Here is a 24,054-nt window from a genome sequence, read left to right on the forward strand (position 1 = left end):
CGATCAGCGCTTCTCATCCTTTAAATTTCTGCTTCAGCGCCTGTTCAACTTCCGGAGGAACAAACTCTGAAACAGGCCCGTTATATTTTGCGACTTCTTTTACGATGCTTGAACTTAAAAAAGAGTACTGATTGTTCGTCATCATAAAAAAAGTTTCTATTGATTCGTCAAGCACGCGGTTGACGGAAGTCCCCTGCATCTCATATTCGAAGTCAGAAACGGCTCTGAGCCCTCTGATAATCGCTTTCGCCCGCTTTTTTTTCGCATAGTCGATTAACAGTCCCTGTGACGTCTCGACCGTAATATTCGGAATGTCTTTTGTCACTTCTCTTAACAGCTCACAGCGTTCCTCGACTGTAAACAGCGGCTGCTTAGAAGAATTATTGAGCACGCATACGTACACATGCTCAAACACGTTTGCCCCCCGTCTGATAATGTCCAGATGTCCGTAGGTGACGGGATCAAAACTTCCGGGACATACAGCTATACTTGCCACATCATTACCCCCTATTTCGGTATATCGTCACTCCTGTAAGCCCGTAAATTTCCCTTCTTGTTACAGAAAGCGCGCCGACGGCTTCCGGAAGCACAACGGCTTTATCATGCTCGGCTACGACAAAACCGTCTTCATTCAGCATGTTCTGCTCATCAATCATTTCGATAAGCGCTTTCAGCTTTTGTTCCTTATACGGAGGATCTAAGAAAATCCCTTCAAAACCTTTTTCCCGTTTCGCCGCGGCATAGAGGGCCCGCTCTGCATCATTGCGGTATACTTCCGCTGAAGACAGCAGATCGAGCGCTTTGATATTTGCTTTTACCGTTTGGATGGCTTTGAAATCACGGTCCACAAAGATACAGCGGTCAAATCCGCGCGACAGCGCTTCAATCCCGAGACCGCCGCTCCCCGCAAACAAATCCAGCCCCGTTCCTCCGTCAAAATACGGGCCGATCATATTAAAAATAGACTCTTTTACTTTATCCGTCGTCGGCCTTGTTGATGTGCCCGGCACCGCCTTTAAGGCTCGTCCTTTTCTTGAACCGGAAATCACTCTCATTATTCACACCACTTTTTCTGAAAACTTTGATGTTTCTCATCGGCTGAGCCGTTATGTATAAAAACAATCCCTATCTTATCATAAAGCATTCTTTCAAACAATGAACGTGAAAAACGTGTATACATATTCACATTCCTGTCAAGACTACGTGTAACAGCATCAAAGAATGATGTTGTTGCCAACCGCGGAGAAGACTTACGTTTCCCCATAAGTTCTTCCTCCGGTTTCTCCTCTCCCTTTTCCTTCTCCTTAACTTGTTAAGGAATAGAAGGACCCCGCAGGTATCTGCGGGGATTTTTTTATATACCGACTTTATAATCGTACTCTTTCGCTTTATCAAGCTTTGATTCAAATTCCAGCTTTAAAAAAGGTTTATAAGAAGGCTCTACCTTCTTCACATAAGAATAAGAAGAAATCTTTTCCATTGTTTTTTCGATCAGGTCCATATCGCAATACAGCACAACGTATTTCAGCCGCTTGGAAACATAATGAACGTTGCCGAATTTTCTCAGCATTTTGCTGTGTTTTAAGGAATGCAGATATACGATTATGCCTTGGCGCTTATTTTCCATCATGATCACCCGCCTGACTTTCTGTTCATTTTTATGTAAAAGACGAGACGGCCGTCTCGTCAGGAAACTTTGCATCCGCAGCCGCCGCCGGAACCGCAGCCGCCGCCGCAGGATGACAGGCCGTCAAAATAAGGATTCCCCGTCGGCACTTTTACATGCTCCGAGACGGCCGTTCCGAGTTCAATGCTGATCTCGTCAAGCAGCGACTGAAGCTCAGTCTCCGCTTTTTTAAATTCGGCCACCTTATCGTTTAAATCGAGCTCCCGCTTCATTTCTCTCATTTTGCGGGAAATCTCTCTATAATCAGGATGGTATTTGCCAAAGCGCTGCACATCCTCATACTGCTCTTTAACGCTCATAAAAGAACGAATGATCCGCCCTGCCTCTTCATCTTCACGGAGACGCTTGTAACAATCGCGGTAATTTTCAGCCGTCTCAGACTGCAGAATCATGCCGGCAAGCTGCTCCGCTTCACTTTGAAGCTTGACGGACTCAATTGTTGCATACATAAATACGCACCTCCAGTTGCTAGTTTACCATGAAACCACCCAATTGGAAAATGCGGCGTTTAAACGCTTTTTAATCCTGCGAACGCATGGCGTGTACCATCTGCATCATCATCTGCGCCATTTGAATCCCGTTTGAGAATTGACTTACCCGATGCGGTATCGTCTTTTCATAAAAATTCATCATGTCAAGCTGAAAGGAATTGAGATCGTCCGGTTTTCTCGCAAGTCTGCGGTACCAGACGGGACGCTGCCGTATAAACCGTTTCCGTTCCTCATCTGCGGATATGAATTCCTGAACCTCTTTTCGCATACACGATCCCCTTCTTTAATCCTTTCTGAATGAAAAAGGATGTTGTCCGGAGCCTTGCCGGGGCTGCTTCGTGCTGCTCCCCGAAAATTGGCTTAAAAGGCTTTGCAATGATGAAATGGACTGGCTCATTTTATTGATCTGCTCATTCATTTGGTTGATATCCATCTTTTTGACGGCAGTGACCATTTTTGAAACGAAATCATTCTTTTCAGCTGGTTCCTGTTTGGTTTCCGCGTCGGAAGAAGGCTGAACGGCCTCGTCTTTAAAAGGGTCCCACATCGGATCATCCTCGCCTAGGAGCACCCAGTTTTCATAGACTTCCTGCCAGCTTCTTTGTTCCTTGCGAACATTTTGGATCAGTTTGGGATGCTTTTTTACGAATTGTTTAAAATCATCGATTGATTGCCGTGATTGCTGATTCGCCACAATTCTCACCCCCTCCGAAAAGTTTTGCCTGCTATAATGTATCGGTTCATGCGCCTTAATGTTCGCCTAAATTGCGAAAAAAAGCAGGTATATTTTTTCAGCAGGAGCGCCGCTCGTGAAAAAACATAAAAAAACCGCGGGGGACGCGCCCCTCTGCGGTTTTTTACTGCCAAGGCTTAATGAAGTTTTGCGTATAATACTTCCGGTCCACGCCGACACCGAGGTGCGTATAATCCGGGCTTAACAGCGCCTTCCTGTGGCCTTCGCTGTTCAGCCAGCCCTCCACGGCTGCAGGACCGTCCACATAGTTGTAGGCAATATTTTCACCGGCCTCCCGGTATTTCACATCGCCTTTTTCCAAGCGGTCCTTCAGAGTCCCGTATTTCTTTGAGACGTGAGAGAAATACTTGTTATCCTTCATGTCCTTGCTGTGGCCGAATGCCACTTTCGCGGCGCCTTCGTCCCATTTCAGCCTTGCCAGTCCGTGTTTCACGCGGATGACATTTGTAATGTCGAGAATCTGCTGTTCACTCGCTCGTTCAATGTCGTTCCATTTTTTATCAGAAACTGGCTCGGGTTCTGTCAGCTTTCCTCTGTACATGACCTCATACGGCCTTTGTTTCACAAGCGTTTCCGCATCAAATGCCCTGATGCTTGACAGATTCCCGTCAAATTTGTCCATGTACAGCTGAACATACATTCCGCCTATCTTGACGGTGGGACGGGTATTGATATCTTCTTCGGAAAACTCAAACCGATACGTGTTTCCCTTGTCAGTCACATTGACAAAAGGAGAAACCTGCGTCGTTTTAAAAACTTCGCCCGTCGATTCGCCGATCTTAAACGGTTTTGCGTTGATGCCGCTTCCCGAAGCGTATAAAGTCACGGCTTTATCATTCAAAATACCGACTTGTACGTATTGGTCTTTCCCCTGGTTGTACACCCACCACTCGTAATCGTAGGCAGAAGGATCTTTCCGGGACGGTTCCCCAAGTTTCTTTTTCACATCGGCGGCAGATTTGCCCATGAGAGAAAGCAGTCCGGATGACGGCATTTTCAGCCGTTTTCCGCTCTCTTCTTCATTGGAAACCTGAGGCTCCTCCTGATTGGTCTTTTTCTGAGGAGCCGATCCATATTGTATAAACAGAACATACGCTCCGTAAATAAGCAAAAGGATAACGAGAGCCCTTGCGATATTTTTCAACCTCTCACCCCCATATCATCAAACCGTTCTGTTTTTGTGTACTCTTATACAGTACAGCCTATTTGCATCGTCCGTGATTTATGTTTAATGGATAAATTCCTCCGGACCTCCGTCTTCAGAAATGTCAGACAGCGCCCGGCCCGCTTGCTCATTTGATTGCTCGGCCAACGAAAGATCGCCGAGCGTAACAATGCCGACCAGTTTTTTATCCCTTGTGACGGGAATTCTTCTGAGCTGATGTTCAGCCATCAAATGGAGCACCTCCTCCACAGAGGCGTCTTCTTCTGCACTGATAACCCGCTCTGTCATTGCGTCGGTTATTTTTTGAGAGTTCGGCTTTTTTGAAGCAATTCCCCGTAATACGAGATCTCTGTCTGTCACGATCCCGACAAGTGTGGCGCCGTCTTCATCCACTATCGGAATGGCGCCGACATCCGCGTCTTTCATCTTCACCGCAGCTTCATATACATTATCTAATACTGTACAATATTGCAAGTCTGACGTCATGAGCTTATTGATCTTTGTCATTGCGGAATTCCTCCTTTTTTCTGCTACTATTGTCGTCAAATTTTTCTTTTTGCATACTTTCACCGTATGAATCATTGAAAGTGTAACGCTTTCATACTATGATTGTCAGGAAAGGGCATTTTTAAAAGGAGGGGGAAGGTTTGAAGTTTGAAAACAGCGGTCTTGAAGGGGTAACAGCGGAGCTCAGCCGCTTGAATGATCTGATGGAAGGTAAAGGGCTCATTCTGGCTGGACAATGGGATTATGAAAGAGTGACTTACGACAAAAAGTTTTCAGTACCTGAGGGGACATTTTATCTGCGGATTCAAGGAACGGCAAAAGAGGGCGATGTCGGCGGCAGACGGGCCGTGATTCAGCTGAAGGCCCCTCTTTTAGGAAAGCATTATTATCCGCACGGCGTAGAATACGGCAGCGCTGAAGAATTTCCGGAACATGTCATCGCTGAAAGCAAAGCTTTACTGCTTGAATTGGAAGAGTCATTAAAAACAGTGCAAATGTAATAAAAAAGTACAGCATATTCTGCTGTACTTTTTTTTATGAGACGGTATGCTCGATATACGGCGGCTCTGACAGCGTATCTTTTTCCCGTTCCGTTCTGACCCACTGAAAAAAGATGACAGCCAAATATATTCCGTAAACCGCCTCTTGAATGATTTTCATCAGCACTGCCCCAAGCTGCTGATCTTCCAGAGGAGGTAGCGTGTTAAACATCTCCGGTCCGGATAAAGGGATCTCCTCCAGCAAATCTAAAGGAACGCAAAGCTTCATTGCTTCGGCCCAAGCCGCCGGATCTGTATACGTGGCATACATGGGCGCCCCGCTGAACATAATGAGCGCGCAGGCCGGCGTTAACAAAATCCCGTCTGCCATAATATACCCCAGCTTCATTAAACCGCTGAGACGGGGCAGACCGTCCACCTTATGCACAAGCGGCCACCACATAAAAAACGCCGTTACAAAGATGAGTCCGTTCATCAGCGTGTGATACAGCGAATCTGTTTTGACGAAATCAAATATAAACGGGATGTGATACAGCGAAAAAATACCGTTAAACAGCACTAAAGCGATAAGCGGCATTGAAAAAAACGAAAACAGCGGCTTTACGACAGGACGGAAGATCAGTTTTTTCCATGCCCAGCCGGGAATTCCGGAAATCAACAGCGGCGGTACGACTAAAAACAGAACCGCCATCTGCGCCATATGGGCGCTGAACATCACATGGCCCAATAAATCAACCGGACTTCCCGCAGCCGCGTAAAAAAATAGCGCGGAAAGCACAAACAGCACCTTCTCCTTAACGGCCACACGTCCTTTATGCCGGCTGCACCAGTAAAAGTAAACACCTGTTATCACGGCAGTTATACAAAACAGATACGGGCTCCACATTGCGCGAAACCCGAACATTTCCAAATTAATCAAATCTCTCACTCCCCGCCGCCCCGATTACCACCAAATAATCGTGACAAATGCAAGCACGGTGATAAACGCGACAAATATTCCCGAATACAGAAATAATGACGGCGCTTCATGCCCCTTCTGGCTCATATGCATAAAGTAAAACAGCTGAAAGATGACCTGAATGACCGCAAGCAGGATCAGAAACGGCATCGTAAACCATCCGGCAATGCCGTCTGCAGCCACCGTCAAAAACGCGACAAGCGTAAGGCCGATCATCAAGCCGAAGGATATGACCTGATATTTCATCTCCTCGGCATTTTTCCTTCTCCGATATTCGAGATCCGTACTGACAGTCCCTCTGTTTTTGTTATCGTCCATCGTTATCCCACCATCCCCATCAAATATACAACGGTAAAGATAAAGACCCACACGACATCGATAAAATGCCAATATAAGCTGGCCACATAATATTTCGGCGCATTATAAAGGCTGAGCCCTCTTTTCGCATTCCGGATCATGAGCGCGCTGATCCACAACAGCCCGAACGCCACGTGTGCTCCGTGTGTGCCGACGAGCGTATAAAACGCTGAGCCGAGCGCAGAGCTTGTAATGGTAAAGCCGAATTCGTGAGTGTAATGCATAAATTCATAGATTTCAACCCCTAAAAATCCCGCTCCCAATAATACGGTAACCAGAAGCCACACCTGCATTTTTTTAAAGGAGAAATTTTTCATATGATACATCGCATACACACTCGTTAAGCTGCTCGTCAAAAGAAGCATCGTCGCGATAAACACAATCGGCAGCTCAAACATCTCAGCCGTTGACGGCCCTCCGGCTTTAGATTCCCGTAAAGCAAGGAATGTCGCAAATAGCGAGGCGAACAGAACTGTTTCGCCGCCGAGAAACAGCCAAAATCCCAAAAACTTATTTTTCCCCTCCAGCGTTGCTTTTTCAGGAGAAGCCGGAAAGGTTTCAGCCGTCATTTTTTCCTGCAGCTGCATTACGCCTTCACCCCTTTATCATCATTCGGCAGATCTTCTTTGTGAATATGATAGCCGTAATCATCGACCACAGAGCGAAGCAGCATGGTAAAGAATGTGATGCCGAGCCCTATGAAGATAACCGGAAGCCCCCATGAATAATCGGAGTGGTATAAAAACCCGAACGCTGCGACAAACAGCCCGAAAGATATGATAATCGGCATGATGGAGCCGTTCGGCATATGAATGTCCTCTACAGGCTCTGCAGGCGCCATCCCTTCATTTCCGGCCTGCTTTTCAATCCACAGCGGGTCAAGTCCCCGGACAAACGGAAGCTGTTTAAAATTATATTCCGGCGGCGGCGAAGAGACCGCCCATTCAAGCGTACGACCGTCCAGCCACGGGTCGTTCCCGACGTATTTCCCCTTTATTGAGGTATAAATAATATTGACGACGAGTAAAGCAGCCGCGCCCGCCATGAAAAACGCGCCGATTGAACTGATCAGGTTGCCGGTATCAAGCCCCTGGCCGGGCAGATATGTGTAAACGCGCCGCGGCATTCCCATCAAGCCGAGAAAATGCTGAATGAAGAAGGTAAGATGAAACCCGATAAAAAATAAGACGAACGAAATTTTCCCCATCGTTTCATGAAGCACCTTCCCGAACATTTTCGGCCACCAGAAATGCACGCCCGCCAGGATGCCGAACACAACGCCGCCGATAATGACGTAGTGGAAATGCGCTACGACAAAATACGTATCGTGGAACTGATAATCTGCCGCTGCGGCCGCCAGCATGACACCCGTGACTCCTCCGAGTACGAAAGAGGGAATAAAGGCGACGGCATACAGCATAGGCGTCGTGAATTTGACGTTTCCTCCCCAGATGGTCAAAAGCCAGTTGAAAATTTTAATGCCGGTAGGCACCGCGATCGCCATCGTCGCAACCGCAAATATCGCATTAGCGATCGGTCCGAGTCCCGTTGTAAACATGTGGTGAACCCATACCATGAACCCGAGAAAGCCGATCAGCACGATCGCAAAGACCATAGACGAATAACCGAACAGACGTTTCCTCGCAAATACGGGAATGATTTCTGAAAAAATCCCAAAGGCGGGAAGAATTAAAATGTATACTTCCGGATGCCCGAAAATCCAAAACAGATGCTCCCAGATAATCGTATTGCCGCCCAATTCAGGATTAAAGAAATTCGTTCCGAACAAACGATCCAGCATCATCAGCGCCAATCCGACGGTGAGCGGAGGAAATGCGAATAAAATGAGTGCCGACGCCACAAATGTCGTCCACGTAAACAGCGGCAGTCTCATATACGTCAAACCCGGCGCCCTCATATTAATAATTGTGGCGAGAAAATTGATCCCCGCAATGAGCGTCCCTAAGCCTGATATTTGCAGACCGAGCACGAAAAAGTCTATGCCGTGCCCTTTCGAATTCAGCGCAAGCGACGCGTACGACGTCCAGCCTGCATCAGGAGCGCCCCCTAAAAACCAGCTCAGATTCAAAAAGATGCCTCCGAAGAAAAACAGCCAAAATCCGAGCGCATTCAGAAATGGGAATGATACGTCACGCGCCCCGATCTGCAGCGGCACAACCGCGTTCATCAGCCCGAATAACAGCGGCATCGCCGCCAGGAAGATCATTGTCGTGCCGTGCATCGTCATAATTTCATTAAACTGCTGAGCACCCATAAAATCGTTCCCCGGCCTCAAGAGCTGAATCCTGATAAGCATGGCCTCAAGTCCGCCGACGACGAAGAAAAATCCCCCGGCGATCATATATAAAATCGCGATTTTCTTATGGTCAACCGTCGTCAAATAATCCCAAAGTAAAGAGCTTTTTCTTTGCTGTCCTGTAAGCGTATTCATCATTTGCGACCTCCCCCCTGATATCTCCCTGTCCTCACTTGTTCTCCGCTTTCAGCCCTTTTAAATATTCATACAGCGCATCCGTTTCAGCGTCCGAGAGCTTCGGATAAGTGCCTGTCATTTTATTGCCCGGTTTAATGCTGTCCGGATTTTTCAGCCAGGCTTTTATATTCTCTTTATTCGCATCCTTAATACCGGCCACTTTGACCCGTTCACCGAAGGTAGCGAGGTTCGGAGCCGTTCTTGCCGCTTCAGCCCGTTTATCATTGGGCTCAACCGCATGACAGCTCAGGCAGTTTTTTTCCTTAAACAGCTCTTCTCCTTGCGCGGCTAAACCGGAATCTGTTGTATGCTTATAATTTTTCATCGCTTTCGTCCATTGTTTAAATTCTTTTGACGGCAGCGGTTTCACTTTGAAATCCATCAGCGCATGTGAAGGTCCGCACAGCTCTGCGCATTTTCCGAAGAAATATTCTCCCGCTTCTTTGCTGCGTTTAGAATCGAAGGTCAGAAAGAAAGTATTGTCATTATCCGTATTCGTATCGATTTTCCCCCCCGCTGACGGAATCCAGAAAGAGTGTTTCACATCTGAGGACTTCAGCTTGAAATAGACGCGTTCATCTGTGGGAACGATCAGCTCCTGACTTGTCACAAACCCGTAATCGGGATACTCGAATTCCCACCAGTATAAATTCGCCCTTACATTAATCACGAGCGCATCCTCTACTTTACGGTTTTTCTTATCCATCGGCGACGTATCCGCCAGTGCCAATGTATCGATGACAACCGGAATGACAAGAATAATCAGAAGCAGGATCGGAATAACGGTCCAGGTGATTTCTAAAAAACGGTTCCCCTCCACCTGTTTCGGTATCGTGTCTTCCCCTATACGCGACCGTCTGAATCTCACAATGACGTAAAAGAAAATAACTGCTACGACCGCAACGACGACAACCATGATAAGTGTGCTGAGCACCGTCAGATCATATTGTTTATCAGCCACTTCGCCGGCAGGCTTGAGTGTGGACAGAAACGGTTTTCCACAGCCGCTCAATAAAAGCGGCACTAAGGCTAATAATGATAAAAGACGCCAACGCTTTAACATTTCACCCAACCCCTTTTTTGAATCAGTACGAGATGCATAAGCAGTAAATCTGCTTCCAGCCGAAATACTTCATTTCCTCATTTCTTAAAATATGAGATTTTTTACTTAAAATTCCATCTATGTATAAAAGCAAAGCCGCCTGATTAAACAAAAGGTCAAGGCGGCGTTTACTAGTTGTCATTGTTTGTTTTGGCGATCAAACAAGCTCATTATTCAATTAAAACAGCGTGAAGACCACCATCGCTACAAAATAAATGGTCATGTAGTTAAGCGAATAGACAAACATAAGGGTTGCCCACTTCATGATGTTTTTCATGCGGAATCCCATCAGTCCGAGAACAAGCCATCCGACATTAAGCAAAGTGCCGAGAATGACGATCGGAAGACCGAGACTGCCGAGGAAAAACGGAAGCGGCAGCAGGCATGCGACCCAGACGATAATCTGTCTTTTCGTCACTTCAAAGCCGTGCACTACCGGAAGCATCGGAATATTCGCTGCTCTGTAATCTTCCGTCTTTTTAATCGCAAGCGCTAAAAAGTGCGGAATCTGCCAGATGAATAAAATCATGAATAAAACCCACGCGACAACACCGATGTGCCCTTCAACCGCTGTCCAGCCGATTAACGGCGGCACGGCGCCTGATACACTTCCGACAACCGTATTAATCGTATAACGGCGTTTCGTCCACATTGTATAAAGAACAACGTACGTAAACACGCCGATAAAACCGATGACTGCTGCCATCACGGTGGTCATCAAAAGCATGATAAGTCCTAAAGCAATGAGTAAAATTCCTGACCACAGCGCTTGATTCGGCTGAATCTTTCCGGTTACCGTCGGTCTTACTTTCGTGCGTTCCATTAAATGATCAATATCACGGTCGTAATAGTTGTTAACCGCACAAGAACCGGCGATGATCAAAGAAGATCCTATTAATGTAAGAAGCACGGTGTTTAAATTGCCTAAAAAACTCAGACCGGATATATGTAACGCAAGCCACATGCCGGTAAAAGTCGTAATTAAATTCGAATTGACGATTCCTATTTTGATAAGCGAAAGGAAATCCTTCCATGCCGTCGTCTCTTCAATCTGTCCGTCTATAGCTGTATCGTTTAAAATTCTGGAATTAGCCATAACGTAAACCTCCCTTACAAACCTAAAGCAGGTTTTTTAAGACCTGCAACTCTATCATACAAGATAATGACCTGTAAAAAAACATCCTCTTAAATATTAAACGAGAAACAGGAATTTATTTGTGAACTTTTTATGAATTTTACCAAATCCGCCGGTTTCATAATAAAGCGGTTACTTTATTTCTATCAGACCCATCTGGAATAATCAACCCCATTATCTAAGAAGTCCTGATTCTATTATATTTTTGTGAACAAACAGAATTGAGAATTGCCACAAAACACATATTCGCTTACACTTGGTACGTATATCATTTTGTCCAGTTTGTTAAGAAGGTGAATGTAAAATGAATAAAGCTTTGAAAGCGCTCGGCGTGCTGACGACATTCGTTATGCTCGTCGTGCTGATCGGCGGCGCTCTTGTCACAAAAACAGGATCGGGTCTCGGATGCGGAAGGCAGTGGCCGCTGTGCCACGGCCGGTTTTTCCCGGAGCTTAACGCCGCTTCTATCATTGAATGGAGCCACAGACTCGCAAGCGGTGTCTCAATCGTTCTCGTGCTGAGTCTGGCTTTTTGGGCATGGAGAAAAGTCACGCCTGTTTTCCGTGAAACAACCTTTCTCGCCATTATGTCCATTATCTTTTTATTTTTACAGGCGCTTCTCGGCGCATTAGCGGTTGTTTTCGGATCAAATGCGCTCGTTATGGCGCTTCATTTCGGCATATCGCTGATTTCTTTCGCTTCTGTTCTGATTTTGACGCTGCTCATATTTGAAGCTGATAAATCAGACAAAAAGCTCGTCAAGCCGCTCAGAATCGGCAGGAAAATGCAGTTTCATATGATCGGCCTTTCGATTTACACGTATATCGTCGTTTATACGGGGGCTTATGTGCGCCATACGAAATCAAGCCTTGCCTGCCCTGACGTTCCGCTTTGCAGCAGGCTGAATCACGGGCTTCCGTCCCATTTTCAGGAATGGGTGCAGATGGGCCACAGAACGGCAGCGCTGCTTCTGTTCGTATGGATTCTTGTCGCTTTTGCGCATGCGGTGCGCTCCTACAAAGACCAAAAACAGATTCTTGGGGGCTGGATAGCGGCTCTTGCCTTTGTTGTATTACAGGCGCTCTCCGGAATCATGGTTGTTTATTCAGAAATGGCCACCGGCTTTGCACTTGCCCATTCGCTCTTTATTGCCGGCCTGTTCGGCGTCTTATGCTATTTCTTATTATTAATCGCCCGCTTCCGCTATGAATCAAAACAGCGGAACATCTGAGGCACACGAAAAGGCCGAAGCATCAGAGCTTCGGCCTTTTCACATATAAAAAACCTGATCGCACACGGGGCGGATCAGGGTTTTTTATGTTCATTTTTTACGCTTTTTCAATTTCGATCAGTAAATCGCCTGTCTGAATCGGTTCACCGTTTTTCACATGAATCTGCTGTATCGTCCCGGAGAACGGCGCCTGTACCGTCGTCTCCATTTTCATCGCTTCATTAATCATCAGATGATCGCCTTTATTCACCTTTGCCCCGGTTTCCGTTAGCAATTTTATGACTGTTCCCGGCATAGATGCCGCAATGTGGCTTGGGTTTGTCCGATCTGCTTTTAATTTTTCCTGCACGGACGATTTAATGCTTTCATCTTTAATGACCACCTCGCGCGGCTGGCCGTTCAATTCGAAATAAACGACACGTGTCGCATCTGGCTGCGGTTCACCGATAGATACAAGCTTCACGATCAGCGTTTTTCCGCGCTCGATTTCCACTTCGATTTCTTCACCGAGTGTCATGCCGTAGAAGAAAGTCGGTGTGTCCAATACGGAAATATCACCGAAGCGTTCAGCCGTTTTAACATATTCAGTAAACACCTTCGGATAAAGAGCATACGCGATTGCGTCCTGATCACTCAATTCCATCTGATGCGTTTCTTTCCATTCTTCTTTAATGCCTTCAAAAGATACCGGTTCAAGCAGCTCCCCCGGTCTTACCGTGATCGGCGTCTGTCCTTTCAGAACGAGCTTTTGCAGTTTTTCCGGAAATCCGCCGTGCGGCTGGCCGATCTGCCCTTTAAAGAGCTCAACGACTGAATCCGGAAAATCAAGCGTTTCGCCTTTATCATAAACATCTTGTTCTGTTAAATTGTTTTGCACCATGTAAAGCGCCATATCTCCGACGACTTTGGAAGAAGGTGTTACTTTCACGACGTCGCCGAACATGCGGTTGACGACGCTGTACATGTCTTTCACCTCATTCCAGCGATCGCCCAGGCCGACTCCTTTTGCCTGCTGCTGCAGATTGCTGTACTGGCCGCCCGGCATTTCATGATTATAAATCTCAGTATGCGGAGACTTCATCCCGCTTTCAAATTCACTGTAATACTGACGGACGGATTCCCAATATTGTGACAGTCTTTCCACCTGCCGGACATCCATTTCAGGACGGCGGCTGTTTCCTTCAAGGGCATGATAAAATCCGCTTGCGCTCGGCTGTGAAGTCAGACCCGCCATTGAGCTGACGGCGACATCCACGATGTCCACACCCGCTTCAACAGCTTTGGCATAGAGAAAGACGCCATTGCCGCTCGTATCATGCGTGTGAAGATGAACGGGAATATCAATCGTTTCCTTCAGCGCTGAGACAAGTTCGTATGCGGCTTGAGGTTTCAAAAGACCGGCCATGTCTTTAATGCCGAGAATGTGCGCACCAGACGCCTCAAGCTCTTTCGCCATAGAAAGATAATATTGCAAATCATATTTCGTCCGGGTCTTATCAAGAATATCTCCCGTGTAACAAATCGCAGCCTCCGCCACTTTTCCGGTTTCACGGACGGCATCGATGGCCAGCGTCATCCCTTTTACCCAGTTCAGGCTGTCAAAGATCCGGAATACGTCAATACCGGACTCCGCTGACTGCCGGACAAATTTTTGGATGACATTGTCCGGATAGTTTGTATAACCGACGGCATTTGATGAACGAAGGAGCATCTGGAACAATGTGTTCGGCACTTCCTTACGGAGATCTTCAAGGCGTTTCCAAGGGTCTTCTTTTAAGAAACGGTACGCTACATCAAATGTCGCGCCTCCCCACATTTCAAGGCTGAACAGTTCAGGCCACAGGGCAGCCGTAGGATTCGCGATTTTTTTCAAATCATTGGATCTGATCCGTGTTGCGAGCAGGGACTGATGGGCATCCCTGAACGTTGTATCGGTCAGGAGCACGGATTTTTGCTCTTTCACCCAGTCTGCAAGCCCCTCGGCGCCTCTTTCATCAAGGATCTGTTTCGTACCGTTTGCCGGCTTTTCCCCGATATCTAACGTAACGGTCTGAGGCTTATCAAATGCAGGTTTTTCTTTTTTCCCGATTCCCGGAAAACCGTTCACCGTGACATTGCCGATATAGGAAAGCATTTTTGTTCCGCGGTCCTTCTGTTTTGGGAAAACAAACAGCTCAGGCGTTGTGTCGATAAACGATGTGTCGTATTGGCCCGTCAGGAATTTTTCATGCTTTGCCACGTTTTCAAGAAACGGAATATTGGTCTTAATGCCCCTGATCCTGAATTCCTGCAGGTTGCGGACCATTTTCGCTGATGCCTGTTCAAACGTCAGCGCCCATGTCGACAGCTTGACGAGCAGTGAATCATAATAAGGCGTGATGACGGCGCCCTGGAAGCTGTTTCCCGTATCAAGGCGGACGCCGAAACCGCCGCCTGAGCGGTAAGCCATAATTTTACCCGTGTCAGGCATAAAGTCATTCAGCGGATCTTCAGTGGTCACACGTGATTGTATCGCATACCCGTTTGTAAAAATGTCTTTCTGCTCTGGGATATTGACGGCACGGCTGTGCAGTCCGTGGCCCTGCGCGACGAGGATCTGCGTCTGAACGATATCAACCCCCGTTATCATTTCCGTAATCGTATGCTCTACTTGTACGCGCGGGTTCACTTCAATAAAGTAAAATTCACCGCCCGCTACGAGAAATTCCACGGTCCCCGCGTTGATATAGCCGACATTTTTCGCAAGCGCCACAGCCGCTTCGCAGATTTCGTCCCTTAATTCAGGCTGCAAAGATACACTCGGCGCCACCTCAATGACCTTTTGATGGCGTCTCTGAACGGAACAGTCCCGCTCATACAGATGGACGACATTGCCTTCTTTATCTCCGATCACCTGAACTTCAATATGCTTAGGATTTTCGATCAGTTTTTCAACATACACTTCATCGTTTCCGAATGCGGCTTTCGCTTCTGATTTGGCCCGCTCAAACGATTCTTTCAATTCGCTTTCGCTTCGGACGATTCTCATTCCGCGGCCTCCGCCTCCGAGCGATGCTTTAATAATAAACGGAAATCCGTGGACTTTTGCGAATTGTTCGACATCTTTTATTGTTTCAGCCGGTCCGTCACTCCCCGGAATAACGGGGATACCGGCTTTTTCCGCCTGCTCCCTCGCCTTTACCTTATCTCCGAACATATCCAAATGCGCTGACGTCGGTCCGATAAATACGATACCCTCTTCTTCACAGCGTCTCGCAAATTGGATATTTTCAGAGAGAAATCCGTAGCCCGGATGAATGGCATCAACGCCGTTTCTTTTTGCGATCTCAATAATCCCTTCAATATCAAGATACGCGTCAATCGGTTTTTTGCCTTCGCCCACAAGATAAGCTTCATCCGCTTTATAGCGATGATAGGAGCCCGAATCTTCTTTTGAATAAACGGCTACCGTTCTGATGTTCAATTCTGTGCACGCCCGGAAAATCCGGATCGCAATTTCTCCCCTGTTTGCTACTAACACTTTTTGGATGGATTGTTGTGACAAACTTTTCTCCCCCTTGGCCTAATAAATATGTAGTTTATAATAAAGGAATATCCGCCCTGTGTATACACTTGTTTTTTAGAGATACACAGATTTTTCCGTCTGCCGTCTTTTTACCCCCTTAGACGGAACGGGCTCCCTCTTTTTCTTCTTTTCTGAGTACTTGACATGCATGCTGACATTCACCAATATACCGGCGCTCGTTAATAACAAAAACATTGATGATCCCCCGTAGCTGATAAACGGCAGCGGAACACCTGTGATCGGAATTAAACCGCTGACACCGCCGAGATTGATAAAGGTCTGAATCGCAATCATGCTGGATATCCCGATTGCCAAAAGGCTTCCGAACGGATCTTCACATTTTCTCGCAATATAAAAACCTTTTAACACGACAAAAGCCAGCAGCACAATGACAAACAGGACGCCGAAAATGCCGAGCTCCTCTGAAATAACCGCCATAATAAAGTCTGTATGCGATTCAGGCAGATAACCGTATTTTTGAATGCTTTCTCCAAGACCGAGACCGAAAAAACCGCCTGAGCCGATCGCATAATACGAATTTATAATCTGCAGGCCTGATGTGCTGGCGTATTTAAATGGATTTTCAAGGCTTTCAAACCGGCTCATACGCCCGGGTGTCAAAATATCGTCCCATTTCAGATAGATGATCGGGCTGACAAGGAGTAATACGATTCCCGCCATGAGAACCAGCCTGAGCAGGGTCCTTCCGCTGAATCCCGAACACATAATGACGCAAAACGCGATCAGACCGATAATCATCGCCGTTCCGAAGTCGGGCTGAATAGCGATAAGCGCACAAATGACTACGGTGACGATCACCGGCGGCGCAACCCCCGTCAAAAGCTGATCGATGTAGCTTTGTTTCTTTGCGTACACCGCGGCAAGATACAGTATCAGGGTCAGCTTGACAAATTCCCCCGGCTGAATGGCCATTCCGCCGATTTTAAACCAGCTTTGCGCATTTCCGGCAACATGTCCGAAAACAAACAGCGCGCAAAGCGCAGCCACTGACGCAAGCAGTATGATTTTCTGAATCTTTTGATGGGCGAACACTTTGTACGGAAAAACGGCCGCGATAATAAACAGCACAAACCCCGCGATGACGGCGAACAGCTGCCGTTTAAAGAAATAGTCGCTGCTCACGCCGTAACGCATAACGGCGGTAATCATGCTTGAGCTGTATACCATTACCAACCCGAAACTGCACAGCAGAATGATAGCGCATATCAATGAATAATCGTAAGATTTTAACATTCTTTTAAACATAACATCCTCTTTCCTGCTTAAAGCTTACGTTTAATACCTATTGCGTATTATATTTTACTATAATTCATAAACAATTTACGCAGTTTCTTTATAGTTTTTCGGATGAAATGCAGATTAAGAGACCGTCTTACGAAAAGAAGATGCAAAAAAAACGGTTTACGGTTATAAAAAAACCCAAACCGTTGAATAGTTTGAGTTTGATCATTTATTTTCCTGTAAACGCGTCATGCAAAGCAGACAGTTCTCTTTCAAGTCTGTCCAGCAGCTCTTTGCCGTCGTTTTCGTCAACTAATCCCAGGCGGACAGCAAAATCGATTTCCCTCGACAGTCCGAACATCTGAGTATCCAAGACCTCTTCATACAGAGGACATTGAGGCATCGTTAAGTTATCCATTTGTACTCGGATCAGCTTCAAAATCTTCTCAGCATCTAACTTCAACAGCTCGAATGCTTTCTGCTGATGGTCAACTATAATCTCTGAAGCCAAAAGTATCCCTCCGTTCCCCAGGCGAGTACCTAATTCTTCTATTTATCATAAAGGGTATCAGATGAAATTGCAAGAGGATTTAAGCAGATGTTATGATAAAAAATGTTTCAAAAAATACTCAGCCTGTATTTCTCAGACATGATTTCCAAAAGCTTCACACCCGCGATGCTGTTGCCTTTTTCATCAAGCGCCGGGCCGAATATACCGATTCCGAAGTTGTACGGCGAAATGCCCATGATTCCTCCCGAAACGCCGCTTTTAGCGGGAATGCCGACCTTTATTGCGAATTCCCCGCTCGCATTGTACATGCCGCATGTCACCATAAACGTCTTGCAGATTCTCGCCACATCTTTTTTAATGACCTGTTCCCCGGTTTCCGGATGCTTCCCGTCAAGGGCGAATACACAGCCGATTTTGGCTAAATCCAGACTGCTCATCTTAATCGCGCACTGTTTTGTATACAAATCCATGACCTCTTCAACATCGCCTTTAAAAATGTCATACTGCTTCATGTAATAACACATGGCCCGATTAATCATGGAAGATTTGAATTCCGATTCCGCGACATGTCTGCAATATGTAATGTCCTGATTGTTCGCAAGTCTTCTGATGAATCCGAGCAGGTAATCCAGGCGGTCTTTCGGCGAATGCCCTTTAATTAAAGCCGTAACGATGAGAGCTCCCGCATTAATCATCGGATTTAAAGGCTTGCCCGGATTCACTGTTTCAAGCTTAATCATGGAGTTAAACGGGTCGCCGGTCGGCTCCTGACCCACGCAGCTGAACACCTTTTCCTTTCCGTAATCCATCAGTACGAGCGCCAGAGAAAGCACTTTCGAAATGCTCTGCAGCGTAAATGTCCGGTCGGCGTCTCCTGCCGTCAGACATGTATTTTCCGCATGATAAATCGTGACCGAAAGGCTGTCTTGTTCGGATTCAGCCAGAGCCGGAATATAGTCTGCCACTTTGCCTTCTTCGGTCCTTTTTTTCGCTTCCTGAACTAATGCGTCCAGCTCTTGGTAATGCCGGCATACCATGTCGATCATCCTCACTTCGCTGCCATTGTATACATCTAATTTGCGACGCAAAGTGACAATTCATGCGAAAACTTTTATACTTTAAGTAAAGGGGGGCTTCAACATGAGCGTTATTCAAGTAAAAGGCAATGTTACATACCCGATTACAATTGATCCGAGTGTCTGGATTTTCGATGACCGCAAATTTCCGTTTGAAAACAATCAGCCTGTTCATCCGGACGGCTCTGCAGAAACCCAGGAGCATACGCTTGATCCTGAACGGGTGATCAGAGAAGGGCGCATTTCGCCGCCGACTTTAAAAAGTGAAAAACGTTATGAAAAAGAAAGACTGATGAACGGCAGCTTCGCCATGAAGCTCGGCGCTGTTTTAGCAAATGCCGAGCCGAAAGAAAGCGCTGTCCTGTGCGCATTTATTTCAAAATCAGAAAGAACCGAAGTGCCGCTCGAAAAGGCGATGGACGCAATCGCGCATTTCAGCGATGCGGGAAAACCGCTTCAAGACGGCGGTCCGGTCCATTTTTACGTGGACGGAGACTTTGAAAAACCGATAACGGGCGTCACAGAAATCGAAGTTTTATAACAAATCGGCGGCAAGCTGTGCAAGGCCGGATCTCTCACCTTTCACAAGCTTCACGCTGCCGGAGACGGTTTGTCCTTTAAACCGCTCTACAACATAAGCAAGTCCGTTGTTTAAACTGTCTAAGTATGGGTGATCTATTTGCTCCGGATCGCCCATCAGGACAATTTTGCTTCCCTCTCCCACCCTTGTCAAAAGCGTTTTGACCTCGTGCCTCGTCAGATTCTGAGCCTCATCAATAATAATAAACTGATCCGGAATGCTTCTTCCCCGAATGTATGTCAGCGCCTCCACCTGAATCGATCCGATTCCTGCCAAAATCGCTTCAAGTTCACCCGGCTTTTTCGCATTGAATAAAAATTCAAGATTATCAAAGATCGGCTGCATCCACGGCTTGAGCTTTTCCTCTTTTTCGCCCGGCAAATATCCGATATCCTTTCCCACCGGGACGATGGGACGCGCGACGATCAGCTTTTTATAAATACCGAGATCCTCCGTCTGCAGAAGCCCTGCCGCGAGAGCAAGCAAGGTTTTTCCCGTTCCCGCTTTTCCGATCAGGGTGACAAGCGGGATATCTTCCCTCAGCAGAAGTTCGAGCGCCATTGTCTGCTGGACGTTCTTCGGCCTGATACCCCATACGTGCTCATCATCGAAAACGAGTCTTTTTACGGTCTCGCCTTTCTTATCCGCCATGCCGACCGCAGACGAAGATCCTCCTAATTCATCTTTCATCAGCACAAATTGATTCGGATAAACCTGATGCTGCTGAAGCTCCTTGACTGGAATTTGTTTGTTTTTATAAAACGAGGCAAACCGCTCTTTATTCATAAATATATCTTTGTACCCGCTATATATTTCATCATGGTCAACGACTCTGTCGTTTAAAAAATCCTCCGCCAAAAGCCCGATGGCATCCGCCTTTACCCTGACAAGCACATCTTTGCTGACCAGGATGACGAGGCGGCCGTTTTCTTTCGTTTCCTCCTCAAGGCTTAAATTTTTTGCCACCGCCAAAATGCGGTTATCATTCGTTTTTTCGATAAAAATTTCTTGGAGCTGATGAAATGACCGGTGGTTCAGTTCAATTCTGAGCGTTCCTCCGCTTTCAAGCGGAACTTTCTCGTGCAGCCTTCCTTTCTCCCTGAGCCCGTCTATCAGCTTAGATACGTGCCTCGCATTTCTCCCGACCTCGTCCATATACCGCTTTTTTGAATCGACCTCTTCCAGCACGACGGCGGGGATGACAACTTCGTTTTCTTCAAAGGAAAAAATGGCGTTAGGATCCTGCAAAAGTACATTCGTATCTAACACATAAATTTTACTCAAGTCTCAGCCTCCTGAAATAAGGATCAAAGCCCATCGTGTGCTTCTCTTTCCGCGAAAAACGGGGATGCCTGCTAAAATATATGATTTGGTGAATAAAGATAGAAGGTTAATTCAACAATAAAATAAATGAAAGCATTCAAGGAGGGAATCTGACGTGCGAATTCTTTTCATTATCATACAAGCCTTGTTTATCCTGACCGGCTGCACTGCTGTACAGGACGGCCGCGGCCGCAATATCCAGAACGAATCAACCGATCAGCGTGATGCAAAACCGATTCATGTGAAAAATACGGCTCCTGAGACAGCTGAAAATCCCGGCCGGACAGACATCGCTAAGCATCTCGTCGAAGTAACCGAAAAAATCCCCGGCATTTCAGATGCCACCGCGGTTGTACTCGGAAGATACTCCGTTGTCGGAATCGATGTGGATGACAATTTAGAAAGAAGCAAAGTGGAGAGCATTAAATACACGGTTGCCCAGGCGTTAAAAAACGATCCTTACGGCGCCAATGCCGTTGTCGTGGCTGATCCTGATACGGTTTCCCGTCTGAGAGGCATGGGCAGCGACATTAAAGCCGGCCGCCCCGTTTCAGGCATTTTGGACGAACTTGCCGCCATCGTCGGTCGTGTCATGCCGGAAGTCCCGAATGATGTGACCGACAATGAAAAAGAATCACCGACTCAATCGAATGATGATCAGCTGAACCAAAGAGACCAGAACAAGCTGCAGAACGAACAGAACGATCAATCGGATCATCATATGAAAAACCGCCAGTAAAAAGCAGCGCCCGCTCCAAAGGAAGGGCGCTGCTTTCTTTCCCTTTGGCAGGAGGGGCATCCATGATATAATGCTTGTCATAGTGAAAGAGGTGAAAATCAATGAGAGTAAAATGTTCCATTTGCGACAAAATCGAACAAATTGATGATGAAACACTGACAGCCAAACGCCTCCGCAATCGTCCGATTCATACATATATGTGCCGGGAATGCCATGACCGAATCAAAATCAAAACGGAGGCGCGGCTGAATACCGGACACTTTTCCTTTCATCCCGGACAAAAAGCGAAAAAAGATAAACTGAAAAAATAAACCGAATAAAAAATGACCCGCCGGAAGGCAAGGTCATTTTTTTATTGCGGTTTAGCTGACTGGCTTTTTTTAGACTGGTGCAGACGGATTTTGTAAATGATCAAAATCAAGGCGGCGACAACAAGCCCTTCTCCGACCGGCAGAAACACACCGAAAAAAGTCAGCACGGTGCAGCCGAGCACGAGAAAGAGATAAACTGCCGCAGCCTTCAACACCGGCAGCCGTTTGGCAAAGCCGAGTTTAAATACAATCATCGAAAGCACGACGATCGTTCCGTATAACAGCCACATTCCCGCCAGCGGATGCTCATCCACTTGGTAAAGAGCCGCAAAGAACGACAGCCGTTCACTTACTTCATTCAAAAAGATCCCCCTCCCCTTTTCCGTTCGGGTTCTACCTTTTCAAATTCTGCAAGTGATTAAGACATTCCTGCTGTTTTTTTCTTTTTCGCCGCTTTTTCACGTTCGTTTTTATTCAGGATTTTCTTTCTTAAACGGATGGATTCCGGCGTTACTTCGCAGTATTCATCCTCGTTTAAGTACTCGAGTGATTCTTCAAGCGACATAATGCGCGCTTTCTTAATCGTAGTCGTTTGATCCTTCGTAGCGGAACGGACGTTTGTCTGCTGTTTCATTTTGCTGACATTGACGACAAGGTCATTGTCACGGTTATGTTCGCCGACAATCATGCCTTCATATACTTCTGTTCCGGGCTCAACGAAGATGACGCCGCGGTCTTCAATACCTTGAATTCCGTAAGATGTCGCTTTTCCGTTTTCCATGGAAACGAGCACACCTTGACGTCTGCCTCCGACTTGGCCTTTTTGCATCGGCTGATAGCTGTCAAACGTGTGGTTCAGGATACCGAAACCGCGTGTCAGTGACAGAAACTCAGTAGAATAGCCGATGAGTCCGCGTGAAGGTACGGTAAAGATCAGGCGGACCTGGCCGTTTCCGTTATTAATCATATCAAGCATTTCGCCTTTTCTCGCACCCATTGATTCCATAACAGAACCGGTATGCTCTTCAGGCACGTCAATCTGCACGCGCTCAACAGGCTCGCAGCTGACGCCGTCGATTTCCTTAATGATAACTTCAGGTTTAGACACTTGAAGCTCATAGCCTTCACGGCGCATGTTTTCAATTAAAATGGACAGGTGAAGCTCACCCCGTCCTGAAACAACCCATGCGTCTGGTGATGCAGTCGGTTCGACACGAAGACTGACGTCTGTTTGAAGCTGCGCGTTCAGACGCTCTTCAATTTTGCGGGCTGTGACATATTTGCCTTCACGGCCTGCAAACGGGCTGTTGTTTACGACAAATGTCATTTGAAGCGTAGGCTCATCAATGCGCAGAACCGGCAGCGGCTCATGGTGGTCAGCCGGACAAACCGTTTCACCGACGTTGATGTCTTCCATGCCCGAAACGGCAACAAGGTCTCCCGCTCTCGCTTCTTCAATTTCCACGCGTTTCAATCCTTGGAAACCGAAGATTTTCGTTACACGGAATGATTTAACCGTTCCGTCAAGTTTCATCAATGAAACCTGCTGACCCACTTTCATCGTGCCGCGGAAAACGCGTCCGATACCGATACGGCCGACATAATCATTGTAATCAAGCAGCGCCACTTGGAATTGAAGAGGCTCTTCGGCGTTATCTACCGGGGCAGGGACATGTTCAAGAATCGTTTCATACAGTGATTCCATGTTTTCGTCCTGCTTTTTCGGATCCAGACTTGCCGTTCCGTTAATCGCAGAAGCGTAGACGACAGGGAACTCAAGCTGTTCTTCGTTTGCGTCAAGCTCGATGAACAAATCAAGCACTTCATCAATGACTTCTTCCGGGCGGGCGAAATCACGGTCGATTTTGTTTACGACGACAACCGGATTTAAGTTCTGCTCAAGGGCTTTTTTCAGTACGAAACGGGTTTGCGGCATGCAGCCTTCATATGCGTCAACGACTAACAGAACGCCGTCAACCATTTTCATAATCCGTTCTACCTCTCCGCCGAAGTCGGCGTGTCCCGGAGTGTCCAAAATATTAATGCGTGTATCTTTATAGTTAATCGCAGTATTTTTCGCAAGAATTGTAATACCGCGTTCACGTTCAAGATCGTTTGAATCCATTGCGCGTTCGGCAATATTTTCGTTGGCACGGAATGTTCCGGCTTGGTGAAGCAATTGGTCTACCAAAGTCGTTTTCCCATGGTCAACGTGGGCAATAATCGCGATGTTGCGAAGATCGTTTCGAAGTTTCACATTTTCATCTCCTAAAAAAATTAGATAACTTTCATATTATACCACACATCCTCTTTAAAAGCGTTACGT

At 46.7% G+C, this 24,054-nt stretch carries 27 protein-coding genes; 5 read left to right on the forward strand and 22 right to left on the reverse strand.

Annotation, left to right across the window (positions count from 1 at the left end):
- Positions 1-13: 13 nt before the first annotated feature.
- The 9 genes from coaD to ACWJJ4_RS16610 all read right to left on the reverse strand — a co-directional run bounded on the left by coaD (position 14) and on the right by ACWJJ4_RS16610 (position 4,604).
- Positions 14-496 carry a pantetheine-phosphate adenylyltransferase gene (gene coaD, locus ACWJJ4_RS16570; RefSeq protein WP_003154467.1) on the reverse strand — a complete coding sequence of 161 codons (483 nt, stop codon included), beginning with the start codon at positions 494-496 and terminating at the stop codon, positions 14-16.
- Positions 497-500: 4 nt separating this feature from the next.
- Positions 501-1,055, reverse strand: a complete 555-nt coding sequence (gene rsmD, locus ACWJJ4_RS16575) for a 16S rRNA (guanine(966)-N(2))-methyltransferase RsmD (RefSeq protein WP_173612727.1) — start codon at positions 1,053-1,055, stop codon at positions 501-503.
- Positions 1,055-1,264 (reverse strand): hypothetical protein, encoded by a 210-nt coding sequence (locus tag ACWJJ4_RS16580; protein WP_094246961.1) that lies wholly within the window; start codon positions 1,262-1,264, stop codon positions 1,055-1,057. The genes rsmD and ACWJJ4_RS16580 overlap by 1 nt, the downstream gene beginning before the upstream one ends.
- 90 nt (positions 1,265-1,354) lie before the next feature.
- Positions 1,355-1,627, reverse strand: coding sequence for a YlbG family protein (locus ACWJJ4_RS16585; protein ID WP_003154470.1), 273 nt, complete (start codon positions 1,625-1,627; stop codon positions 1,355-1,357).
- 59 nt (positions 1,628-1,686) lie between these two features.
- Positions 1,687-2,136 (reverse strand): YlbF family regulator, encoded by a 450-nt coding sequence (locus ACWJJ4_RS16590; protein WP_003154472.1) that lies wholly within the window; start codon positions 2,134-2,136, stop codon positions 1,687-1,689.
- Between the two features lie 70 nt (positions 2,137-2,206).
- The gene (locus tag ACWJJ4_RS16595; protein ID WP_003154475.1) at positions 2,207-2,446 is read right to left on the reverse strand and encodes a YlbE-like family protein; all 240 of its coding nucleotides are present in this window, start codon (positions 2,444-2,446) and stop codon (positions 2,207-2,209) included.
- A gap of 15 nt (positions 2,447-2,461) precedes the next feature.
- Positions 2,462-2,872: a YlbD family protein gene (locus ACWJJ4_RS16600; protein ID WP_071391875.1), complete on the reverse strand. Its 411-nt coding sequence runs from the start codon at positions 2,870-2,872 to the stop codon at positions 2,462-2,464.
- 163 nt (positions 2,873-3,035) lie between these two features.
- The gene (locus ACWJJ4_RS16605; protein ID WP_003154477.1) at positions 3,036-4,076 is read right to left on the reverse strand and encodes a CAP domain-containing protein; all 1,041 of its coding nucleotides are present in this window, start codon (positions 4,074-4,076) and stop codon (positions 3,036-3,038) included.
- Between the two features lie 84 nt (positions 4,077-4,160).
- Positions 4,161-4,604, reverse strand: coding sequence for a CBS domain-containing protein (locus ACWJJ4_RS16610; protein WP_102422441.1), 444 nt, complete (start codon positions 4,602-4,604; stop codon positions 4,161-4,163).
- Positions 4,605-4,744: 140 nt separating this feature from the next.
- On the opposite strand from ACWJJ4_RS16610, the gene ACWJJ4_RS16615 reads away from it, so the two are divergent.
- Positions 4,745-5,104, forward strand: a complete 360-nt coding sequence (locus tag ACWJJ4_RS16615) for a YugN family protein (protein ID WP_044053184.1) — start codon at positions 4,745-4,747, stop codon at positions 5,102-5,104.
- Between the two features lie 34 nt (positions 5,105-5,138).
- Here ACWJJ4_RS16615 and ctaG read toward each other — a convergent pair whose 3' ends face one another.
- From ctaG to cyoE, 6 genes are all read right to left on the reverse strand, one after another.
- Positions 5,139-6,023 carry a cytochrome c oxidase assembly factor CtaG gene (gene ctaG, locus ACWJJ4_RS16620; RefSeq protein WP_003154480.1) on the reverse strand — a complete coding sequence of 295 codons (885 nt, stop codon included), beginning with the start codon at positions 6,021-6,023 and terminating at the stop codon, positions 5,139-5,141.
- 24 nt (positions 6,024-6,047) lie between these two features.
- The gene (gene ctaF / locus ACWJJ4_RS16625) at positions 6,048-6,380 is read right to left on the reverse strand and encodes a cytochrome c oxidase subunit IVB (RefSeq protein WP_015388278.1); all 333 of its coding nucleotides are present in this window, start codon (positions 6,378-6,380) and stop codon (positions 6,048-6,050) included.
- A 2-nt stretch (positions 6,381-6,382) separates the two neighbouring features.
- Positions 6,383-7,006 (reverse strand): cytochrome c oxidase subunit III, encoded by a 624-nt coding sequence (ctaE, locus tag ACWJJ4_RS16630; protein WP_003154482.1) that lies wholly within the window; start codon positions 7,004-7,006, stop codon positions 6,383-6,385.
- Positions 7,006-8,874, reverse strand: a complete 1,869-nt coding sequence (ctaD, locus tag ACWJJ4_RS16635) for a cytochrome c oxidase subunit I (RefSeq protein WP_146283552.1) — start codon at positions 8,872-8,874, stop codon at positions 7,006-7,008. Before ctaD ends, ctaE begins: the two co-directional genes overlap by 1 nt.
- A gap of 31 nt (positions 8,875-8,905) precedes the next feature.
- Complete coding sequence (gene coxB / locus ACWJJ4_RS16640; RefSeq protein ID WP_454021813.1) at positions 8,906-9,976, reverse strand: cytochrome c oxidase subunit II; 1,071 nt, start codon at positions 9,974-9,976, stop codon at positions 8,906-8,908.
- 217 nt (positions 9,977-10,193) lie between these two features.
- Positions 10,194-11,111: a heme o synthase gene (gene cyoE / locus ACWJJ4_RS16645; protein WP_003154486.1), complete on the reverse strand. Its 918-nt coding sequence runs from the start codon at positions 11,109-11,111 to the stop codon at positions 10,194-10,196.
- A 343-nt stretch (positions 11,112-11,454) separates the two neighbouring features.
- Here cyoE and ctaA point away from each other — a divergent pair, with 343 nt between their 5' ends.
- Positions 11,455-12,381: a heme A synthase CtaA gene (gene ctaA, locus ACWJJ4_RS16650; RefSeq protein WP_007611205.1), complete on the forward strand. Its 927-nt coding sequence runs from the start codon at positions 11,455-11,457 to the stop codon at positions 12,379-12,381.
- Positions 12,382-12,478: 97 nt separating this feature from the next.
- Here the strand turns inward: ctaA and pyc are convergent, their stop codons facing one another.
- The 4 genes from pyc to glsA all read right to left on the reverse strand — a co-directional run bounded on the left by pyc (position 12,479) and on the right by glsA (position 18,736).
- Positions 12,479-15,925 carry a pyruvate carboxylase gene (gene pyc, locus ACWJJ4_RS16655; RefSeq protein WP_102422440.1) on the reverse strand — a complete coding sequence of 1,149 codons (3,447 nt, stop codon included), beginning with the start codon at positions 15,923-15,925 and terminating at the stop codon, positions 12,479-12,481.
- A 75-nt stretch (positions 15,926-16,000) separates the two neighbouring features.
- Entirely contained in the window at positions 16,001-17,212 is a 1,212-nt protein-coding gene (locus tag ACWJJ4_RS16660; RefSeq protein ID WP_003154492.1) for an FtsW/RodA/SpoVE family cell cycle protein, read from the reverse strand.
- Positions 17,213-17,417: 205 nt separating this feature from the next.
- Positions 17,418-17,699, reverse strand: a complete 282-nt coding sequence (locus tag ACWJJ4_RS16665; RefSeq protein WP_003154494.1) for a YlaN family protein — start codon at positions 17,697-17,699, stop codon at positions 17,418-17,420.
- A gap of 107 nt (positions 17,700-17,806) precedes the next feature.
- Complete coding sequence (gene glsA / locus ACWJJ4_RS16670; RefSeq protein ID WP_094246964.1) at positions 17,807-18,736, reverse strand: glutaminase A; 930 nt, start codon at positions 18,734-18,736, stop codon at positions 17,807-17,809.
- Between the two features lie 103 nt (positions 18,737-18,839).
- Between glsA and ACWJJ4_RS16675 the strand changes: the two genes are divergently transcribed.
- Entirely contained in the window at positions 18,840-19,316 is a 477-nt protein-coding gene (locus ACWJJ4_RS16675) for a hypothetical protein (protein ID WP_003154496.1), read from the forward strand.
- On the opposite strand, the gene ACWJJ4_RS16680 is transcribed toward ACWJJ4_RS16675, so the two are convergent.
- The gene (locus ACWJJ4_RS16680; RefSeq protein ID WP_003154497.1) at positions 19,311-20,639 is read right to left on the reverse strand and encodes a PhoH family protein; all 1,329 of its coding nucleotides are present in this window, start codon (positions 20,637-20,639) and stop codon (positions 19,311-19,313) included. The genes ACWJJ4_RS16675 and ACWJJ4_RS16680 overlap by 6 nt on opposite strands.
- A gap of 154 nt (positions 20,640-20,793) precedes the next feature.
- On the opposite strand from ACWJJ4_RS16680, the gene ACWJJ4_RS16685 reads away from it, so the two are divergent.
- Together ACWJJ4_RS16685 and ACWJJ4_RS16690 are read left to right on the forward strand one after the other, a co-directional pair.
- The gene (locus ACWJJ4_RS16685; protein WP_003154498.1) at positions 20,794-21,417 is read left to right on the forward strand and encodes a YhcN/YlaJ family sporulation lipoprotein; all 624 of its coding nucleotides are present in this window, start codon (positions 20,794-20,796) and stop codon (positions 21,415-21,417) included.
- Between the two features lie 101 nt (positions 21,418-21,518).
- Entirely contained in the window at positions 21,519-21,728 is a 210-nt protein-coding gene (locus ACWJJ4_RS16690) for a YlaI family protein (protein ID WP_003154499.1), read from the forward strand.
- 41 nt (positions 21,729-21,769) lie between these two features.
- On the opposite strand, the gene ACWJJ4_RS16695 is transcribed toward ACWJJ4_RS16690, so the two are convergent.
- A complete protein-coding gene (locus ACWJJ4_RS16695) occupies positions 21,770-22,090 on the reverse strand; it encodes a YlaH-like family protein (protein ID WP_454021814.1) in 321 nt (106 codons plus the stop codon).
- A gap of 56 nt (positions 22,091-22,146) precedes the next feature.
- Positions 22,147-23,985, reverse strand: coding sequence for a translational GTPase TypA (typA, locus tag ACWJJ4_RS16700; protein ID WP_003154502.1), 1,839 nt, complete (start codon positions 23,983-23,985; stop codon positions 22,147-22,149).
- Positions 23,986-24,054 lie beyond the last annotated feature (69 nt).

This window comes from Bacillus sp. JK62, from assembly GCF_053663455.1.

What these genes read in the sequence shown, in the direction of transcription:
- rsmD (WP_173612727.1), bottom strand. Translation starts at nt 1,055, where the DNA reads ATGAGAGTGATTTCCGGTTCAAGAAAAGGACGAGCCTTAAAGGCGGTG.
- ACWJJ4_RS16580 (WP_094246961.1), bottom strand. Translation starts at nt 1,264, where the DNA reads ATGGGGAAACGTAAGTCTTCTCCGCGGTTGGCAACAACATCATTCTTT.
- ACWJJ4_RS16585 (WP_003154470.1), bottom strand. Translation starts at nt 1,627, where the DNA reads ATGGAAAATAAGCGCCAAGGCATAATCGTATATCTGCATTCCTTAAAA.
- ACWJJ4_RS16590 (WP_003154472.1), bottom strand. Translation starts at nt 2,136, where the DNA reads ATGTATGCAACAATTGAGTCCGTCAAGCTTCAAAGTGAAGCGGAGCAG.
- ACWJJ4_RS16595 (WP_003154475.1), bottom strand. Translation starts at nt 2,446, where the DNA reads ATGCGAAAAGAGGTTCAGGAATTCATATCCGCAGATGAGGAACGGAAA.
- ACWJJ4_RS16610 (WP_102422441.1), bottom strand. Translation starts at nt 4,604, where the DNA reads ATGACAAAGATCAATAAGCTCATGACGTCAGACTTGCAATATTGTACA.
- ctaF (WP_015388278.1), bottom strand. Translation starts at nt 6,380, where the DNA reads ATGGACGATAACAAAAACAGAGGGACTGTCAGTACGGATCTCGAATAT.
- ctaE (WP_003154482.1), bottom strand. Translation starts at nt 7,006, where the DNA reads ATGCAGCTGCAGGAAAAAATGACGGCTGAAACCTTTCCGGCTTCTCCT.
- ctaD (WP_146283552.1), bottom strand. Translation starts at nt 8,874, where the DNA reads ATGATGAATACGCTTACAGGACAGCAAAGAAAAAGCTCTTTACTTTGG.
- coxB (WP_454021813.1), bottom strand. Translation starts at nt 9,976, where the DNA reads ATGTTAAAGCGTTGGCGTCTTTTATCATTATTAGCCTTAGTGCCGCTT.
- cyoE (WP_003154486.1), bottom strand. Translation starts at nt 11,111, where the DNA reads ATGGCTAATTCCAGAATTTTAAACGATACAGCTATAGACGGACAGATT.
- ctaA (WP_007611205.1), top strand. Translation starts at nt 11,455, where the DNA reads ATGAATAAAGCTTTGAAAGCGCTCGGCGTGCTGACGACATTCGTTATG.
- ACWJJ4_RS16660 (WP_003154492.1), bottom strand. Translation starts at nt 17,212, where the DNA reads ATGTTTAAAAGAATGTTAAAATCTTACGATTATTCATTGATATGCGCT.
- glsA (WP_094246964.1), bottom strand. Translation starts at nt 18,736, where the DNA reads ATGGTATGCCGGCATTACCAAGAGCTGGACGCATTAGTTCAGGAAGCG.
- ACWJJ4_RS16675 (WP_003154496.1), top strand. Translation starts at nt 18,840, where the DNA reads ATGAGCGTTATTCAAGTAAAAGGCAATGTTACATACCCGATTACAATT.
- ACWJJ4_RS16690 (WP_003154499.1), top strand. Translation starts at nt 21,519, where the DNA reads ATGAGAGTAAAATGTTCCATTTGCGACAAAATCGAACAAATTGATGAT.